The organism is Streptomyces sp. NPDC029216, assembly GCF_040648015.1.
Classification (GTDB): domain Bacteria; phylum Actinomycetota; class Actinomycetes; order Streptomycetales; family Streptomycetaceae; genus Streptomyces.
Window position 1 is genome coordinate 1 of sequence record NZ_JBEZWL010000159.1, and the last position, 16,376, is coordinate 16,376.

Annotated in this window: 15 protein-coding genes; 9 read left to right on the forward strand and 6 right to left on the reverse strand. The window is 74.6% G+C overall.

Features of this window, described 5'->3' with window-relative positions; all coding sequences use genetic code 11:
• Both AB0F18_RS33740 and AB0F18_RS33745 read right to left on the reverse strand, forming a co-directional pair.
• Positions 1-1,241 (reverse strand): DEAD/DEAH box helicase (locus tag AB0F18_RS33740; protein WP_362067599.1); only part of this gene is annotated, 1,241 nt, incomplete at its 3' end.
• A 4-nt stretch (positions 1,242-1,245) separates the two neighbouring features.
• Positions 1,246-2,109, reverse strand: a complete 864-nt coding sequence (locus AB0F18_RS33745; protein ID WP_362067601.1) for a class I SAM-dependent methyltransferase — start codon at positions 2,107-2,109, stop codon at positions 1,246-1,248.
• Between the two features lie 370 nt (positions 2,110-2,479).
• Between AB0F18_RS33745 and rpsA the strand changes: the two genes are divergently transcribed.
• The 4 genes from rpsA to AB0F18_RS33765 all read left to right on the forward strand — a co-directional run bounded on the left by rpsA (position 2,480) and on the right by AB0F18_RS33765 (position 6,669).
• Positions 2,480-3,994 carry a 30S ribosomal protein S1 gene (gene rpsA / locus AB0F18_RS33750; RefSeq protein ID WP_042812805.1) on the forward strand — a complete coding sequence of 505 codons (1,515 nt, stop codon included), beginning with the start codon at positions 2,480-2,482 and terminating at the stop codon, positions 3,992-3,994.
• A 186-nt stretch (positions 3,995-4,180) separates the two neighbouring features.
• Positions 4,181-5,119, forward strand: coding sequence for a PAC2 family protein (locus AB0F18_RS33755; RefSeq protein ID WP_362067603.1), 939 nt, complete (start codon positions 4,181-4,183; stop codon positions 5,117-5,119).
• A gap of 65 nt (positions 5,120-5,184) precedes the next feature.
• Positions 5,185-5,811 carry a dephospho-CoA kinase gene (coaE, locus tag AB0F18_RS33760; RefSeq protein ID WP_362067605.1) on the forward strand — a complete coding sequence of 209 codons (627 nt, stop codon included), beginning with the start codon at positions 5,185-5,187 and terminating at the stop codon, positions 5,809-5,811.
• A 525-nt stretch (positions 5,812-6,336) separates the two neighbouring features.
• Positions 6,337-6,669, forward strand: a complete 333-nt coding sequence (locus AB0F18_RS33765) for a tetratricopeptide repeat protein (protein WP_362067623.1) — start codon at positions 6,337-6,339, stop codon at positions 6,667-6,669.
• 283 nt (positions 6,670-6,952) lie between these two features.
• On the opposite strand, the gene AB0F18_RS33770 is transcribed toward AB0F18_RS33765, so the two are convergent.
• Positions 6,953-7,213 (reverse strand): DUF6343 family protein, encoded by a 261-nt coding sequence (locus AB0F18_RS33770; protein ID WP_362067625.1) that lies wholly within the window; start codon positions 7,211-7,213, stop codon positions 6,953-6,955.
• 169 nt (positions 7,214-7,382) lie between these two features.
• Here AB0F18_RS33770 and AB0F18_RS33775 point away from each other — a divergent pair, with 169 nt between their 5' ends.
• Together AB0F18_RS33775 and AB0F18_RS33780 are read left to right on the forward strand one after the other, a co-directional pair.
• Positions 7,383-10,208, forward strand: a complete 2,826-nt coding sequence (locus AB0F18_RS33775; protein WP_362067607.1) for an SNF2-related protein — start codon at positions 7,383-7,385, stop codon at positions 10,206-10,208.
• Entirely contained in the window at positions 10,205-11,410 is a 1,206-nt protein-coding gene (locus AB0F18_RS33780) for an SWIM zinc finger family protein (protein ID WP_362067609.1), read from the forward strand. The genes AB0F18_RS33775 and AB0F18_RS33780 overlap by 4 nt, the downstream gene beginning before the upstream one ends.
• Here the strand turns inward: AB0F18_RS33780 and AB0F18_RS33785 are convergent.
• Complete coding sequence (locus AB0F18_RS33785) at positions 11,391-11,939, reverse strand: hypothetical protein (protein WP_362067611.1); 549 nt, start codon at positions 11,937-11,939, stop codon at positions 11,391-11,393. The two genes, AB0F18_RS33780 and AB0F18_RS33785, sit on opposite strands and share 20 nt — an antisense overlap.
• 127 nt (positions 11,940-12,066) lie before the next feature.
• Between AB0F18_RS33785 and AB0F18_RS33790 the strand changes: the two genes are divergently transcribed.
• Complete coding sequence (locus AB0F18_RS33790; protein WP_362067613.1) at positions 12,067-12,759, forward strand: chaplin family protein; 693 nt, start codon at positions 12,067-12,069, stop codon at positions 12,757-12,759.
• Here the strand turns inward: AB0F18_RS33790 and AB0F18_RS33795 are convergent.
• Positions 12,752-13,411 (reverse strand): DUF2293 domain-containing protein, encoded by a 660-nt coding sequence (locus AB0F18_RS33795; protein WP_362067615.1) that lies wholly within the window; start codon positions 13,409-13,411, stop codon positions 12,752-12,754. The two genes, AB0F18_RS33790 and AB0F18_RS33795, sit on opposite strands and share 8 nt — an antisense overlap.
• A gap of 142 nt (positions 13,412-13,553) precedes the next feature.
• Between AB0F18_RS33795 and AB0F18_RS33800 the strand changes: the two genes are divergently transcribed.
• A complete protein-coding gene (locus AB0F18_RS33800; RefSeq protein WP_362067617.1) occupies positions 13,554-13,925 on the forward strand; it encodes a hypothetical protein in 372 nt (123 codons plus the stop codon).
• Between the two features lie 114 nt (positions 13,926-14,039).
• Here AB0F18_RS33800 and AB0F18_RS33805 read toward each other — a convergent pair whose 3' ends face one another.
• Positions 14,040-15,485, reverse strand: a complete 1,446-nt coding sequence (locus AB0F18_RS33805; protein ID WP_362067619.1) for a WGR domain-containing protein — start codon at positions 15,483-15,485, stop codon at positions 14,040-14,042.
• 92 nt (positions 15,486-15,577) lie between these two features.
• Here AB0F18_RS33805 and AB0F18_RS33810 point away from each other — a divergent pair, with 92 nt between their 5' ends.
• Positions 15,578-16,222, forward strand: a complete 645-nt coding sequence (locus tag AB0F18_RS33810) for a uridine kinase (RefSeq protein WP_362067621.1) — start codon at positions 15,578-15,580, stop codon at positions 16,220-16,222.
• Positions 16,223-16,376 lie beyond the last annotated feature (154 nt).

Here is a 16,376-nt window from a genome sequence, read left to right on the forward strand (position 1 = left end):
GCGGACACCGCGCCCACCGCGAGCAGCACCTCCCGCGCGGCCGCCATCGCCCCGGCCGGCGGCGCGTCCAGCAGCGCGAGCCCCGACGCGTCCGGGTCGCCCCAGCAGGCGGCCTGCAGCGCGAACTGCGCCAGGTCCGCGATCCGGATCTCGGGGGAGGGGAAGGCCGGCAGCCGCCCGTCCTCCGCCTCGGCCCAGCACCGGTACACCGTGCCCGGCGCCTCCCGCCCGGCCCGCCCCGCCCGCTGGCGGCCCGCCGCGCGCGAGGCCCGTACGGTCGCCAGCGCGCCCAGCCCCCGGGCGTGGTCCACGCGCGGCTCGCGGGCCAGCCCCGAGTCCACGACCACCCGTACGCCCGGCACGGTCAGGCTCGACTCCGCGACCGCCGTCGCCAGGATCACCCGGCGGTGCGGCGCGGCCGTCAGCGCCGCCTCCTGCACCGCAGCCGGGGCCCGGCCGTGGACCTGGAGCACCTCCGCGTCCACGCCGCCCAGCTGCCCGGCCACCCGGGCGATCTCGCCCACACCGGGCAGGAAGCACAGCACATCGCCGGAACGTTCCGCCAGCGCCCGCCGCACCACCGACGCCACGTGCGCCAGCTGCGCCGGATCCACCCGCATCCCGTGGGGCGCCCGCACCGGCCGGGCCGGCGGCGCCCACACCGTCTCCACCGGGTACGAGACCCCCGCCGCCTCCACCACCGGAGCATCCCCCAGCAGCCGCGCCCACCCGGCCGCGTCGGTCGTCGCCGAGGCCGCGACCAGGCGCAGCTCCGGGCGCAGGGTCTCGCGTACGTCCAGCAGGAAGGCGGCGACGGTGTCGGCGTCCAGGTGCCGCTCGTGGCACTCGTCCAGCACCACCACGTCCACCCCGGCCAGCTCCTGGTCGCGCTGGAGCCGCTGGAGCAGGACGCCGGTGGTCACCACCTCCACGAGGGTGTCGCGGCCCACGAGCCGCTCCCCGCGCACGGTGAACCCCACCGCCTCCCCGACGGCCCCGCCGAGCAGCCAGGCCATCCGCCGGGCCGCCGCCCGGGCGGCGATCCGCCGGGGCTCCGCGACGACCACCCGCCGCCGCGGGCCCCCGCCCACCAGCCCGGCCAGCACCAGCGGGACCAGCGTGGTCTTGCCGGTGCCGGGCGGGGCGCACAGCACGGCCGTGCCGTGGTCGTCCAGCGCCCGGGTCAGGGCGGGCACGGCCTCGCGTACGGGAAGGGAGTCGAGGGTGGACCGGCGGATCAAGGGCTCAGTCCCTCTCGCACACGAAGATCGCCGTCCCCGGGATCAGGTTGCCGCGCAGCGGGGACCAGCCGCCCCACTCCTGCGCGTTCCACTCCGGCCACTCCGGTTCCACCAGGTCCAGCAGCCGGAAGCCGCCCGCGACCACGTCGCGGACCCGGTCGCCGAGGGTGCGGTGGTGCTCGACGTAGACGGCGCGGCCCTGTTCGTCCTGCTCGACGTACGGGGTCCGGTCGAAGTAGGAGGCGGCCACCGAGAGCCCCTCGGGGCCGGGTTCGTCGGGGAACGCCCAGCGGATGGGGTGGGTGACCGAGAAGACCCAGCGGCCGCCGGGGCGCAGCACGCGGCGCACCTCGCGCATGACGTTCACCGGGTCGGCGACGAAGGGGACGGCCCCGTAGGCGGAGCAGGCGAGGTCGAAGGAGCCGTCGCGGAACGGCAGCCGGGCGGCGTCGGCCTCGACCAGGGGGACGTCGCCGCCGATGCGCAGGGCGTGCTGGAGCTGGCGGTGCGAGAGGTCCAGCGCCACGGGGCGGGCCCCCTGCGCGGCGAGCCAGCGGGAGCACTGGGCGGCGCCGGCACCGATCTCCAGGACGTCCTTGCCCTTGAGGGAGGCGGCGGGGCCCAGCAGGGCGGCCTCCGCCTCGTCGAGGCCCTCCGGCCCCCAGACGAAGCGGTCGTCGCCGAGGAAGGCGCCGTGCTCGCTCTGGTACTCGTCGGCGTTGCGGTCCCACCAGCCGCGGCTCGCGCGGCTGCTCTCCGCCTCCCCGGCCTCGCGCCGGGTGGCCTCGGCGTCGTCGGCGTCGTCCTCGTACGCGTCCTCGCCCGCGTACGCGTAGGCGTCTTCGGGGGCGCAGTCCTCTTGGTTCATGGGGCCCGTCGTCGTAGTCTGCGGATGGCTGGTATGGCCCGGACGGCTGAAAATTCGTGCGGATCGCTCATCGGGGCGTTCCCGCCCACGAATTGTGCCGGTTATGAGGCGATCCGCCCGCGGTGTGCGCCTTCGCGCATTGACCCTGTCCGGCTGCCCCCGTATGCTACAAGTTGCGCTGCGAGCCTGTGCTCCTCAGACGTAGCAGGCTGCGCTTGCATCTGTTGAATGTCCCCTCGGTTTTCGAGGCCCCTACCCCTTGCGGGGGATGGGCTTCCTTGGCTGTCCGGCTTCTTCGGCAGATGCCGATAAGGGCTCCCGGCGTAGCAGTACCTACGACTTTCTGTCCGTAACCGGAGCCCTTTCCCACATGACGAGCAGCACCGAGACCACCGCCACCACCACTCCGCAGGTAGCGGTCAACGACATCGGTAACGCGGAAGCCTTCCTGGCCGCGATCGACGAGACGATCAAGTACTTCAACGACGGCGACATCGTCGACGGCGTCATCGTGAAGGTCGACCGGGACGAGGTCCTGCTCGACATCGGTTACAAGACGGAAGGCGTGATCCCGAGCCGCGAGCTCTCGATCAAGCACGACGTCGACCCGAACGAGGTCGTCAAGGTCGGTGACGAGATCGAGGCCCTGGTTCTCCAGAAGGAGGACAAGGAAGGCCGCCTGATCCTGTCCAAGAAGCGCGCTCAGTACGAGCGTGCCTGGGGCACGATCGAGAAGATCAAGGAAGAAGACGGCATCGTCACCGGTACCGTCATCGAGGTCGTCAAGGGTGGTCTCATCCTCGACATCGGCCTCCGCGGCTTCCTCCCGGCCTCGCTGGTCGAGATGCGTCGCGTCCGCGACCTCCAGCCCTACGTGGGCAAGGAGCTCGAGGCGAAGATCATCGAGCTGGACAAGAACCGCAACAACGTGGTCCTGTCCCGCCGCGCCTGGCTCGAGCAGACCCAGTCCGAGGTCCGCCAGACGTTCCTCACCACCCTGCAGAAGGGTCAGGTCCGCTCCGGCGTCGTCTCCTCGATCGTCAACTTCGGTGCGTTCGTGGACCTGGGCGGCGTCGACGGCCTCGTGCACGTCTCCGAGCTGTCCTGGAAGCACATCGACCACCCGTCCGAGGTCGTCGAGGTCGGCCAGGAGGTCACCGTCGAGGTTCTCGACGTGGACATGGACCGCGAGCGCGTCTCCCTGTCGCTGAAGGCGACGCAGGAGGACCCGTGGCAGCAGTTCGCCCGGACCCACCAGATCGGCCAGGTCGTCCCGGGTAAGGTCACCAAGCTGGTTCCGTTCGGTGCGTTCGTCCGCGTGGACGAGGGCATCGAGGGTCTGGTCCACATCTCCGAGCTGGCCGAGCGCCACGTGGAGATCCCGGAGCAGGTCGTCCAGGTCAACGACGAGATCTTCGTCAAGGTCATCGACATCGACCTGGAGCGTCGCCGGATCTCGCTGTCCCTCAAGCAGGCCAACGAGTCCTTCGGTGCCGACCCGGCGTCGGTCGAGTTCGACCCGACCCTGTACGGCATGGCCGCGTCCTACGACGACCAGGGCAACTACATCTACCCCGAGGGCTTCGACCCCGAGACCAACGACTGGCTCGAGGGCTACGAGACCCAGCGCGAGACGTGGGAGCGCCAGTACGCCGAGGCGCAGGTCCGCTTCGAGCAGCACCAGGCGCAGGTCATCAAGAGCCGCGAGGCCGACGAGGCCGCTGCCGCCGCGGGCGAGACCGCCCCGGCCGCCGGTGGCAACGCCGGTGCGGGCATCTCCGGTGGCTCCTACTCCTCCGAGGGTGCGGACGAGACCTCCGGCGCCCTGGCGTCCGACGAGGCCCTGGCCGCGCTCCGCGAGAAGCTGGCCGGCGGCCAGAGCTGATCGCAGCGCAGCGAGTGCTCCACGCTCCGGCGTGAAGTGAGCTGAACGACGAGGCCCGTCCCCTCCGGGGGGCGGGCCTCGTCGCGTTCTTGTGTTGCGTTCCGGTGAATACGGCCAACTGGGGAATGGCGGGGCGTCCTTGGACGTTCTTTGCAGAGAACACGGCAAGAGGGAGGAGTGGTGAGGGTGCTTGATCCACAGGGTCTGTACGAATGGGACGCCAAGGGTCTGGCGGTGGCCGACCTGGCGCTCGCCCAGGACTCGGCCGGACTGGTCATGCTCTACCACTTCGACGGGTACATCGACGCCGGCGAGACCGGGGAACAGATCGTCGAGCGGCTGCTCGACACCCTGCCCCACCAGGTGGTCGCCCGCTTCGACGCCGACCGCCTCGTGGACTACCGGGCCCGCCGCCCGCTGCTGACCTTCCAGCGCGACCACTGGACGGAGTTCGAGGAGCCCCGGCTGGAGGTCCGTCTCGTCCAGGACGCCACCGGCGCGCCCTTCCTGCTGCTCTCCGGCCCCGAGCCGGACGTGGAGTGGGAGCGCTTCGCCGTCGCCGTCCGGCAGATCGTCGAGCGCCTCGGCGTCCGGATCTCGGTCAACTTCCACGGCATCCCCATGGGCGTCCCGCACACCCGGCCCGTCGGCATCACCCCGCACGGCAACCGCACCGACCTCATGCCCGGCCACCGCAGCCCCTTCGACGAGGCCCAGGTGCCGGGCAGCGCCCAGTCGTTGGTCGAGTTCCGCCTCGGCCAGGCCGGGCACGACGTGCTCGGCGTCGCGGCGCACGTGCCGCACTACGTCGCCCGCTCCCCCTACCCCGACGCGGCGCTGACCGCGCTGGAGGCGATCACGGCCGCGACCGGCCTGGTCCTGCCGGCCGTCGCCCACGCCCTGCGCACCGAGGCGCACCGCACCCAGACCGAGATCGACCGCCAGATCCGGGAGGGCGACGAGGAACTCGTCAGCCTGGTCCAGGGGCTGGAGCACCAGTACGACGCCGCCGCCGGGGCCGAGACCCGGGGCAACATGATCGCCGAGCCGGCCGAGATCCCGACGGCGGACGAGATCGGCCGCGAGTTCGAGCGGTTCCTCGCGGAGCGCGAGGGCGAGGCGTAGCGGACTCCGGGACTCCGGGGGATGCGGCCGGAGCCGTCCGGAGCCGGGGCGCTAGGGTGCTGGGCATGCTGAAGGTGGGCCTGACGGGCGGAATCGGTGCCGGCAAGAGCGAGGTCTCGCGGCTGCTGGCGGGGTACGGGGCGGTCATCGTGGACGCCGACCGGATCGCACGGGAGGTCGTGGAGCCCGGTACGCCCGGGCTCGCGGCCGTCGTGGAGGCCTTCGGGGACTCCGTGCTGACCCCCGCAGGGGCGCTGGACCGGCCGAAGCTGGGGGCGATCGTCTTCGCCGACCCCGAGAAGCTGGCGACACTGAACGCGATCGTGCACCCCCTGGTCGGGGCCCGGTCCGCCGAGCTGGAGGGGGCGGCGGGACCCGACGCGATCGTGGTGCACGACGTCCCGCTCCTCGCGGAGAACGGGCTCGCGCCCCTGTACGACCTGGTCGTCGTGGTGGACGCGGCGCCCGGCACGCAGCTGGCCCGGCTGACCGCGCTGCGCGGGATGACCGAGGAGGAGGCCCGCGCCCGAATGGCCGCGCAGGCAACCCGCGAACAGCGGCTGGCGGTGGCCACGCTGGTGATCGACAACGACGGCCCGCTGGAGGCGCTGGAGCCCCAGGTACGCACGGTCTGGCAGCACCTCACGGCCCGCGCGGGGGCGCACACGGAGCCTGGGGCGCCGGCGGAGTAACGGAACGTCCACGCGGGCGGCGGCTCCGGGGTGGCCGACCGGTCGTGGCCGTGGGGCGACGCAGGCGCGCGGCTGTGCGGTGGCGGGGGCCCGTTCGCGGTGCGGGCGGTGGCTTCGAAGCGGTGGGCCAGTCGTGGCCGTGGGGCGGCGGAGGGCTCGTGGCGGGCCGGGCGAGCGTCGTGGCGGGCGGAAGCGCGCTGGGGCGGCGGCGCACTCGCGGTGGGCCCGGGGCGCGGTCGTTGCAGAGCCCAGTGAAGAGTCGGGGCCGGACCGGGCAACAGCCGTGGCCGGCCTCGGGCCCGGCCGTGGCGGGGCCTGGGGCACGCCGGGTAGGACCCGGGAACAGCCGTGGCGGGGCCCTGGGTACGTCGGCCGGACCGGGGAACAGCCGTGGCCGGGGCGCGCGTTGAACGCATGCGCAGAGGGAAGGAAAGTACCGTGTCCGATACCACGCCCCCGTCTCCGTCCGTCCCGGAGCCCTCCGGGCCCGGCCCGTCCGGCCACGCGAGCCCCGAGACGCACGTCATCGACTACCGGGCCGCCGAGCAGCTCCTCGCCGCCCGGGACCCGCGCGGCGCGGTCCGGCTGCTCGACTCCGTCATAGCCGCCCACCCCGAGAACACCGCGGCCCGGCTGCTGCGCGCCCGGGCCTTCTTCGCGACGGCCCAGCTGCGACCCGCGCAGCTGGAGTTCGAGCTGGTCCTGGAGCGGGAGCCGGACAACGCCTTCGCCCACTTCGCGCTGGCCCGCACCCACGAGCGGGCCGGCCGACCCGAGCAGGCCCGCCGCCACTTCCGGCTCGCCGCCGCCCTCGACCCACAGCCCGAGTACGTGGCGGCGGCCCGCTTCGAGGGCTGACACCCCGCCGGTCGAGGCCGGCGTCCCGGCCACGACCCCGGCGTCCTCGGGCGGTCGAAGGTCGGAAGCCTGCCGTTCAAGACCGGCGGCTCGGTGCCCGGCACCGGCGGCCGGAAGCCCGGCGGCCAAGGCCGACGACCGTCTCCGGCGGCCCATGTCAGGGGCTCGGGTTCGGGCGGTTGGTGCCCTGGCGTTCAAGGTGGGCGGTTCGGCTCTCGCTTCGGTGGGCGGATGTTCGGTGTCCGGGGGTGGCGGGCCGAGGCGGGGGGCGGTGGCCCGGGGGTCAGCGGCTGCGTGGGGGCTCGTATGGGGGGATGTCCGGGCCCGGCTGGTAGTGCGGGCCCTGGTGGATGTGCCGTACCACGACCGCCAGGTCCACGGCGGCCAGTACCGCCAGCGCCGCGCAGGCCGCGGCCCACCCGGGCCGGTCGGCCAGTGAGAAGGCGGCCGCCCCCGCGGCGGCCCAGATCAGGCCCCACACGCTGAGCCAGAACCGCAGCCGCAGCGGGCTGCGCGCGGTCAGGGGCTCGTTCCCGGTACGCATGGTCATCGCCTCGCCCTGACGGGGACCTCCCTTCCATCGTGCCACGCCCCGCCGGTCTTGCGTATGCACAGGTCAGCGCGGTTGTCAGTGGCCCCGCCTAGACTCGGCGGCAGTGGAACCGCCATGACCGGGCGGAGCCGAGCACCAGGGAGGGGGGACGCTGATGTCCATGCAGTCGCAAGCGCAGCCGCCGCAGCCGCTGCTGCGCCGGGCCGCCGTGTTCCTCCCCGCGGCCGTCCCCCGCGAGGGGCGGATGGCCTTCTGGTGCCCCGAAGGGGAACCGCTGCCCGAGGGCGTCGGCACCCCGCACCCGCTCCAGGTGGTGCGCCCGCACGGCTCCGGGGTCCGCACCCGCACCGTGCCCGCCGTGACCCTGCCCGTGGCCGAGGCCCTGCCCCTGCTCGCCCGGGCGGCCCGTAGCCCCGCCGCCCATCCCGCCACCCGCGCCTGGGGCACCGCCGCCGTGCAGGCCCTGGTCCTCGCCGCGCGGGGCCGCCTGCTGCCCGGCCTCACCCCCGACGGGGTCGACGCCTGGCGTGCCGGGCCGCTCGACGCCGACGACGTCGGGTACCTGCGCGCCGTCGCCGCCGCCCTCCCGTACGAGGGGTACGCCACCCCGCTCGCCGGGCGCCGCCCGCTGGCGCTGCCCGAGCCGCAGGCCCTGGTCCGGGCCTTCCTCGACGCCGTCGCCGACACCCTGCCCCGCACCCCCGCCGCGCCGTTCGCCGCCGGGCTGCCGTTCGCCGCCGCGGAACCGCAGCCGGTGCCAGGGATACGGGAGTGGGCCGAGCAGGTCGCGGCCGGCGCCGATGCCGGGGTGGGGATCTCCCTGCGGCTCGACCTGTCCGCCTTCCGGCTGTTCGAGGAGGCCGAGCCGGAGGACGTCCACCGCGCCGGGGCCGCCGTGGTCCAGGTGCACAGCCTCGCCGACCCGACCCTGGTGACGGACGCCGGGGCGCTGTGGGCCGGGGCCGCCGCGGCCGGGTTCGGCCCCCGGGCCCGGATCGACGCCGTGCTCGCGCTGCGCCGGGCCGGCCGGATCTGGCCGCCGCTGCTGCGCCTGCTCGACCAGCCCGTGCCCGACGCCCTCGCGCTGTCGGACCCGGAGCTCGAAGACCTGCTGGGCACCGCGGCGACGCGGCTGGAGCGGGCCGGCGTCCTGGTGCACTGGCCGCGCGAGCTCGCCCGTACGCTCACCGCGACCGCCGTCGTACGGCAGGCCGCGCCCGGCTCCGCCACCGACGGCACCGCCTTCTTCGACGCCGCCGGGCTGTTCGCCTTCTCCTGGGAGCTCGCGCTGGGCGGCGACCGGCTCACCCCGTCGGAGATGGACGCGCTCGCGCAGGCCCACCGCCCGGTGGTGCGGCTGCGCGACCAGTGGGTGCGGGTCGATCCGGAGCTCGTCCGCAAGGCCCGCAAGCGGGAGCTCGGGCTGCTGGACCCGGTCGACGCGCTGGCCACCGTCCTGACGGGGACCGCCGAGGTCGACGGGGAGGCGGTCGAGGCCGTTCCGGTGGGGGCGCTGGCGTCCCTGCGGGACCGGTTGACGGGCGAGCTGTCCCCGGTGGCGGCTCCGGCGGGGTTGAGGGCGACGTTGCGGGACTACCAGCTGCGGGGGCTGGCGTGGCTGGACCTGATGACCTCGCTGGGGCTGGGCGGAACCCTGGCCGATGACATGGGGCTGGGCAAGACGGTCACGCTGATCGCGCTGCACCTGCACCGGGCCCGCCCCGAACCGACGCTGGTGGTGTGTCCGGCGTCGCTGCTGGGGAACTGGCAGCGGGAGATCGAGAAGTTCGCGCCCGGCACCCCGGTGCGCCGATTCCACGGCGGGGACCGCAGCCTGGACTCCCTCGGGGGCGGCTTCGTCCTCACCACGTACGGGACCATGCGCGCCTCGGCCGCCCGGCTCGCCGCCCAGAGCTGGGGACTGGTCGTCGCCGACGAGGCCCAGCACGTCAAGAACCCGCATTCGGCGACCGCCAAGGCGCTGCGCACGATACCGGCCCCGGCGCGGGTGGCGCTGACCGGCACCCCGGTCGAGAACAACCTCTCCGAGCTGTGGGCGCTGCTCGACTGGACCACGCCCGGGCTGCTGGGTCCGCTCACCGCCTTCCGGGCCCGCCATGCCCGCCCGGTGGAACACCAGCAGGAGGAGGACGGGGGCAACGAGGCGGCCGTCGCCCGGCTGGCGGCGCTGGTGCGGCCGTTCCTGTTGCGCCGCAAGAAGTCCGACCCCGGTATCGCGCCCGAGCTGCCGCCGAAGACCGAGACCGACCATCCGGTGTCCCTGACCCGGGAACAGGTCTCGCTCTACCAGGCGGCGGTGCAGGAGGCGATGGCCGTGATCGAGGGGAGCGAGGGCATCGGGCGCCGCGGCATGATCATGAAGCTGCTGGCCTCGCTCAAGCAGATCTGCAACCACCCGGCCCAGTACCTACGGGAGCCGGAGCCGCGTATTCCGCACCGCTCGGGCAAACTCGCCCTGCTCGACGAGCTGTTGGACACGATCCTGGCCGAGGGCGGTTCGGTCCTCGTCTTCACCCAGTACGTGACGATGGCCCGGATCCTCGAACGCCACCTCGCGGCCCGCGGCGTCCCCACCCAGCTGCTGCACGGCGGCACCCCCGTGCCCCGCCGCCAGGAACTCGTGGACCGCTTCCAGTCCGGCGACGTCCCCGTCTTCCTGCTCTCCCTCAAAGCCGCCGGCACCGGCCTCAACCTCACCCGCGCCGGACACGTCATCCACTACGACCGCTGGTGGAACCCCGCCGTCGAGGAACAGGCCACCGACCGCGCCTACCGCATCGGCCAGACCCAGCCCGTCCAGGTCCACCGCATCATCGCCGAAGGCACGGTCGAGGACCGCATCGCCGAACTCCTCGCCGCCAAACGCGCCCTCGCCGACGCCGTCCTGGGCTCCGGCGAGTCGGCGCTGACCGAGCTCACCGACCGCGAGCTGGCCGACCTCGTCTCGCTGCGGAGGCCCGCATGATCACCGCGCGGGACGACCGCCGCCGCACCTTCGAGACCGTGCCCGCCGGGGTGGAGGCCGTGACCTGGTGGGGCCGGGCCTGGGTGCGCGCCCTGGAGGAGCGTGCGCCGGACGCGGCCCGGCTCACCCGCGGGCGGACGTACGCCGCCGAGGGCCACGTCGACGCGGTCACCGTCACCCCCGGCCGGATCGTGGCCTACGTCCGGGGCAGCAGGCCCCGCCCGTACCGCACCGAACTGGCGCTGGGCGCCTTCACCGACACCGAGTGGGCCGAGGTCCTGGAGGCGGTGGCGGCCGACCCCGCCGCCCTGGCGGCCCTGCTGGAGCGGGAGGTCCCGCAGTCCCTCGCCGAGCGGATCCTGCCCGGCGCGGGCGAGCTCGGGGCGCGCTGCTCCTGCCCGGACCCGGCGCGGCCGCCCTGCAAGCACGCCGCGGCCCTCTGCTACCGGGCGGCCCGCCTCCTCGACGCCGACCCCTTCGTCCTGCTGCTCCTGCGCGGCCGGGGCGAGCGCGAGCTCCTGGACGACCTGGCCCGGCGCAACGCCGCCCACGCCGCGCGTGAACGGCCCGACGCCGTACCGGACTTCCCCGGGGTCCCGGCGCGCGCGGCGGCGGCCCGGACCGTGCTGCCCCCGCTGCCGGCTCCGCTCGCCGCGCCCGCCGTGGCGGGGCCGCCGCCGGCGTACCCGTCCGACCCGGCGGCCCCGGACCCGCTGGCCCTGGAGCAGCTCGCCACCGACGCCGCCGCCCGCGCCCTGGCCCTGCTCACCACGGGCGAGGACCCGACCGGGGGGCTCACCCTCTGGCAGGACGCCGTCCGGCTGGCCTCGGCACACCCCACGGCCGGCCTCACCGGAGCCGCCCGCGCCCTCTACCGCGACCTGGCCCGCGCCACCGGGCGGACCACGACGGACCTGGCCCGGGCCGCCGCGGCCTGGCGGCAGGGAGGCCTGCCCGCGCTCACCGTCCTCGACGAGCCGTGGGACCCGCCGGCCGGCCCCTTCGACCGGGCCCGTCCCGTCCTGCTCGCCGCCGGTCTGGGCTCCTTCCGCCCCGCACGCAACCGCCTCACGGACCGCACCCGCCAGCTCCGGCTGGGCCGCGAGGGCCTCTGGTACGCCTACGAGTGCCGCCCGGGGACGGACGACTGGTGGCCCACCGGCCGCCCGTCCCCGGACCCGGTCACCGCCCTGCGGGGCTGAGCCCGGACGCCCAGGAGGAGAGGGCGGTGAAGTCGCGGTCGCGCAGGCCGTGACGGGGGTGGACGCGCAGCAGGAGGGCCGGGGCCGGGTGGTGGGCGCTGACCCAGGCACGGTCCTGCGGGGTGATCATGTCGTCGACCCAGGCGAAGGGCCGGCCGGCCGCCCAGTCGCTCAGGTGCCGGGTCTTCCAGGAGAGGCCGTCCGGGTCCCGGGCGAACAGCTGCGGCCAGTCGACGACGGGGAGATCGGCGGGCAGCCCGATGCGCGGGGCGATCAGGGTGTTGGCCTGGTGCGTCCAGGCGGTGGCCCAGGCGATCTCGAAGGGCAGGGCCAGCAGCCGGGCCCCGTGTGCGGGGTGGAGGCGTACCCGCACACCCCGTCGGGCACGGCGGGATTCCGGGTCGCGGTAGGAGAGCCAGACGTCCGGGCGCATGCGGTGGCTGGTGTAGCCGCGCAGGCCCGCGGAGAGGGACCGGAAGGGGTTGAGCGGGCCGTCCACGTCCAGCAGGAGCAGCGGTCGTTCAGTCATGAAGTAGGCACTACCCAGTACACGATGGAGTGAAATGCCTACCGGCTCTATAACCCGAATGGGTTTACCGCGTTGTCTCCGGTGCGGGCTCGACGCCCCTGAAACCCTCCGGAAGGCAGGAAAACTGATGCGTCACAGTCGTCGGAATGGCGTGATCGCGGCGATCGTCGCGGGTGGCGGACTGGCGGTGGCGGGGGTGGGCGGCCTCGCCCACGCCGACGCGGACGCGGGCGGGTCCGCCGAGCGTTCGCCGGGGCTGCTCTCGGGGAACCTGGTGCAGCTGCCGGTGCACGTCCCGGTGAACGTGTGCGGGAACACCGTGAGCGTGGCGGGGGTGCTCAACCCCGCCGCGGGCAACCGCTGTGCCAACACGGCCCCCGACGGCGGGAATCCCGGCCCGAGGCCCTCCCATCCGGCGCAACCCGGATCCTCGGGCCACGGGGGAGGGGCCGGTGCCGAAGGGGGCGGAAAGGATTCTCCCGGCGTGCTGTCCGGCAACGGCATCCAGCTCCCCGTCGACCTGCCGCTGAACGTCAGCGGGAACTCGGTGAGCGTCGTCGGCGCCGGCAACGCCTCCCACGGCAACACCTCCGTGAACGGCGAGACCCCCACCGGCGGCAAGCCTCCCCAGCCGCTGCCGCCCGTCACCGAACGCCCCGTCACCGAACGTCCCGTCACCCCGCCGGCCCCGTCCCTGCCGCCCGGCAGCCCCGCCGCCCTCGCCCACACCGGCTCCGACGGGCTCGGCTACCTGCTGCCCGGCAGCGGCGCCCTGCTCCTCGGCGGGGCCCTCCTCTACCGCCGCTTCCGCGTCAGCTGACGGGACCCGCACGCCAGCCGTCGAGGATGGCGTCGATCCGCGCCGCGAGCCGGGCCCGGGCCTCGAACCGGTGCACCCCCGACATCAGCAGCGCGTCGTACTCGGTGTCCGTGTGACGCACCGCAGCCCGGACCGCCACCGACACCGCCTGTTCGTCCAGGGCCCGGCCGGCCGCGGTGCGGCCGACCCGGCCACTGCCGCGCAACGAGGCGTGGGCGGCTATCGCCTGCGCCCGCTCGGGCGGGATGCCGGGGAACAGCCGGCGGATCTCGGCGGCGAAGGCCGCCGTGAACCGTACGTCCTCGGCCGCGCGGCGCAGCCGGTCGCGCTCCCGGCGGCGGGCCCGGGCGTCGGCGTCCGCGAGACAGGCCCGCTCGGCACGGGCCAGGGCCGCGTCCTCGACCAGCAGTCCCTGACGCTCGTAGCGGCGGCGCCGCCGGTGCAGGCGCACCACCACGGCCGAGAGCGAACTGGCCTCCCGCGCCCGGCGGGTGAGCGCCGCGTTGCCGCGCGGCAGGTACACGAGGTGCCCGAGGTCCGCGCAGTCCAGACAGCGCGGCACACCGGACTCCCGGACGAGATGCCGCAGGGGGCCCTGCCGGCACTCGGCGCAGTGGATCGGCTTCTGTGACTCGAAGACGACGAGACTCATGCCGTTGTGATACCGCCGGCCGGCGCCCATATCACCTTGCGGAGATGGGTTGTTGGTTATTCGGAAAATCTGGCCGGACCTCATGACCTCCCTCTAGCGTGAGTTGATAGAGGGCCCACGGCGAGCCCGTGGAGGAGCGGACATGGGCGGACGGCAGACGGTCACGGCACGGTGCCCGAGAACGAGGGTCCCCGCGGACCTCACGGGCCGGGAGGTCGTCATCGCTCCCGGGGGCTGTACGGGCTGGCACTACCACCTCGTGCCGCTGATGGCGGTGGTCACCTCCGGGACTCTGACCCGGATCCTGAGCGACGGCACCATCGAGGTCCACCCCGCCGGCGCCACCTTCGTCGAACCCGACGGCCACGACCACGTCCACCTCGGCCGCAACCTCGGCACCGAGCCCGTCGTCCTCCACATCACCTGCGAGCTCGCGGACGACGACCCCTGGGCCGTCCCCGCCCCCGCCCCGCTCGGCACCACCCTCTGCGGCTGCCCGGAACACACCCCCTGACCCCCGCCCCCCCGCGGCCGCGCCGCGCACGGCCGGTGAGCGGCGCCGTGGAGACCCCCGTCCACCACGGCACCACCCCCCGCCCGGGCCGCCCCGGCCGCCCCCGGCGGGCCGTCAGACCAGCCGGCGTATCTCCCCGCGCACCCGGTAGAAGCCCCCGGTCGCCGCGTGCAGCCCGTCCACCACGTACCGGGCCCCGGCCTCCCGGATCCCGCGCGGGAACTGCACGTTCCAGCTGGGCTCGAAGCCCTGCGACACCACCTGCACCCGCATCCGGCCGCCCACCTGGACGCACTCGACCACCACCCCGCCCGCCGGCACGGAAGCCACCGAGACCGTCGCCACCGCCGCGGGCGAGGCCGCCGGGGTGAAGACCGGCAGCGCCGCCGCCGACTTCACGTCCACGGCCGTCGGCACGGAACCCTGCTGGGCCGCGGCGATCGCCGCCTCGCTCGCGTCCACGCACACCAGCGAGCCGTCCGTCGTGACCAGGTAGAGCCGCTCGTCCAGGTACTGCATCGACAGCGCGGACCCGCCGCCGGTACCCAGCTTCCACAGCCGCCGCCCGTCGGCGTCGAAGCAGTAGACGGAGGACGAGGAGTCACCGGCGAACACGTGGCGACCGTCCGGCGAGGTCGCGCACGAGTACACCGCCGTGTCGCACGGGTACGAGGCCTCGACCGCACCCGTCGCCTTCGACAGGCGCTGCACCGTGTTGCGCACCGTCCCCGCGTACACCGCGTCCTGCTCCTGCCAGCCGAACAGCACCCCGCCGGGTGTCCTCGTGTGCCACAACTGGCCCGTGCCGTCGGCCGCGTAGGCCGTCACGCCGCCGCTGTGACCGTGGTACACCGCCCGCTCGTCCGCCCGGACCATCCAGGCGCCGCTGCCGTTGGAACGGCGCGACCACTGGTGCTCGTCCTCGTGGTCGATGACCGTCAGGCCGCCGTTCGCGTCCGAGACGTTGAGCACGCCCTCGTGGATGTCGAGCCAGTAGATGTCCACGTCGGCCGCTATCCCGTACGCCCCGAAGGGCACCTTCGACGACAGGTCGTACACCGTGCCGTCGTCACAGCCCGCGTAGATCCAGAAGTCGTCCGCGACCAGGCACTTCACCCCGTCCGGCAGGGAGTACCGGGCGAGGACCTCGCCGCCGTGGCTCACGGTGTAGACGTCCCCCGCCTGGTTGCCGACCCAGCAGCGGTCCTCGTCCACATGGATGCCGAAGGCCGCGGAGCCGGTGCGGAAACGCCACAGCACCGGCGCCACCGCGCGCGCCGTGGACGGCGCCGACGCCACCTGCCGGCGGGTCACCGGACGCGCGGCCCGCGCCCCCCGGACCGCCGGGGCGTACCCCTTGCGGACCTTCTCGCCGATCTTCTTGGCCGCCGCCGCCCGGGCCTTCTCCGCGGTCGGGAACGACGAACTCTGCAGCTGGCCGGCCGCGCCGATGCGGCCGTACCGCACCGAGACGAGGACGCCGTCCACGGTCACCTCGTAGAACTTGTGCGCCGCGCCGTCCTCCTGCGACAGCTCCAGGTACGTCGTCTCCCGCGCCATGACAGACCCCTCCCCAAGAGTCGGGCCGCCGGCTCCTGTCCACCGGTGATCCCTCGTGAAAAACGCTAAGGGCGACCACTGACAATGGGCTCGTGAAGTTGGAAGCGATCACCTGGCAGCGGATGGCCGAGCGGCTCGCCGGCCACCTCGACGCGCCCGGAGAGGGCGGCGCCCCGACATGGCGGCGCGTGGGCATCGACGGGGCGCCGGCGGCCGGCACCGGGGTCCTGGCGGGGGAACTGGCCGAGGCGCTGCGGGTGCGGGGGCGCTCGGTGCTGGTGGTGGCGGCCGGGGGGTTCCTGCGGCCGGCGTCGCTGCGGTTCGAGTTCGGGCGGGAGGACGTGGACGCGTACCTCGGAGGCTGGTACGACACGGGGGCGCTGTGGCGGGAGGTGTTCGCGCCGACGGATCCGGGCGGCAGCGGGCGGGTCCTGCCGGACCTGTGGGACCCGGTGACCGACCGGGCCACCCGCAGCCCGTACACGGAGCTCCCGCCGGGCGGGGTCCTGATCGTGCACGGGCCGCTGCTGCTGGGGCACTGGTTCCCCTTCGACCTGAGCGTCCACGTCAGCCTGTCCGCGGGGGCGTTGGGGCGGCGCACGGACCCCGCCGAGCGGTGGACCCTGCCGGCGTACGCCCGTTACGCGCGGGAGGTCGGGCCGGAGTCGGCGGCGGACGTCCTGGTCCGCGCGGACGACCCCCGCCACCCGGCATGGACCGGGCTCCGGCAGCCGTAGCGCCCCGGCGGCCAGGGTGCCGCTGCGCGGAGCCGTCTCCCCGCCCCGCCCTTCACCCGTCCTCTGGGGCTCCGCCTGGACCCCGCGCCTCAAACGCCGGCGGGGCTGGATAGTGCCGCTGCGCGGCAATTCCAGCCCGCACGGCGTTTGAGCG

Bases quoted from the DNA above. Each gene is read 5' to 3' on its own strand.
- AB0F18_RS33775 (WP_362067607.1), top strand. From the start codon at position 7,383: ATGCAGTCGCAAGCGCAGCCGCCGCAGCCGCTGCTGCGCCGGGCCGCC.
- AB0F18_RS33770 (WP_362067625.1), bottom strand. From the start codon at position 7,213: ATGCGTACCGGGAACGAGCCCCTGACCGCGCGCAGCCCGCTGCGGCTG.
- AB0F18_RS33800 (WP_362067617.1), top strand. From the start codon at position 13,554: ATGGGCGGACGGCAGACGGTCACGGCACGGTGCCCGAGAACGAGGGTC.
- rpsA (WP_042812805.1), top strand. From the start codon at position 2,480: ATGACGAGCAGCACCGAGACCACCGCCACCACCACTCCGCAGGTAGCG.
- AB0F18_RS33745 (WP_362067601.1), bottom strand. From the start codon at position 2,109: ATGAACCAAGAGGACTGCGCCCCCGAAGACGCCTACGCGTACGCGGGC.
- AB0F18_RS33780 (WP_362067609.1), top strand. From the start codon at position 10,205: ATGATCACCGCGCGGGACGACCGCCGCCGCACCTTCGAGACCGTGCCC.
- coaE (WP_362067605.1), top strand. From the start codon at position 5,185: ATGCTGAAGGTGGGCCTGACGGGCGGAATCGGTGCCGGCAAGAGCGAG.
- AB0F18_RS33790 (WP_362067613.1), top strand. From the start codon at position 12,067: ATGCGTCACAGTCGTCGGAATGGCGTGATCGCGGCGATCGTCGCGGGT.
- AB0F18_RS33795 (WP_362067615.1), bottom strand. From the start codon at position 13,411: ATGAGTCTCGTCGTCTTCGAGTCACAGAAGCCGATCCACTGCGCCGAG.
- AB0F18_RS33805 (WP_362067619.1), bottom strand. From the start codon at position 15,485: ATGGCGCGGGAGACGACGTACCTGGAGCTGTCGCAGGAGGACGGCGCG.
- AB0F18_RS33785 (WP_362067611.1), bottom strand. From the start codon at position 11,939: ATGACTGAACGACCGCTGCTCCTGCTGGACGTGGACGGCCCGCTCAAC.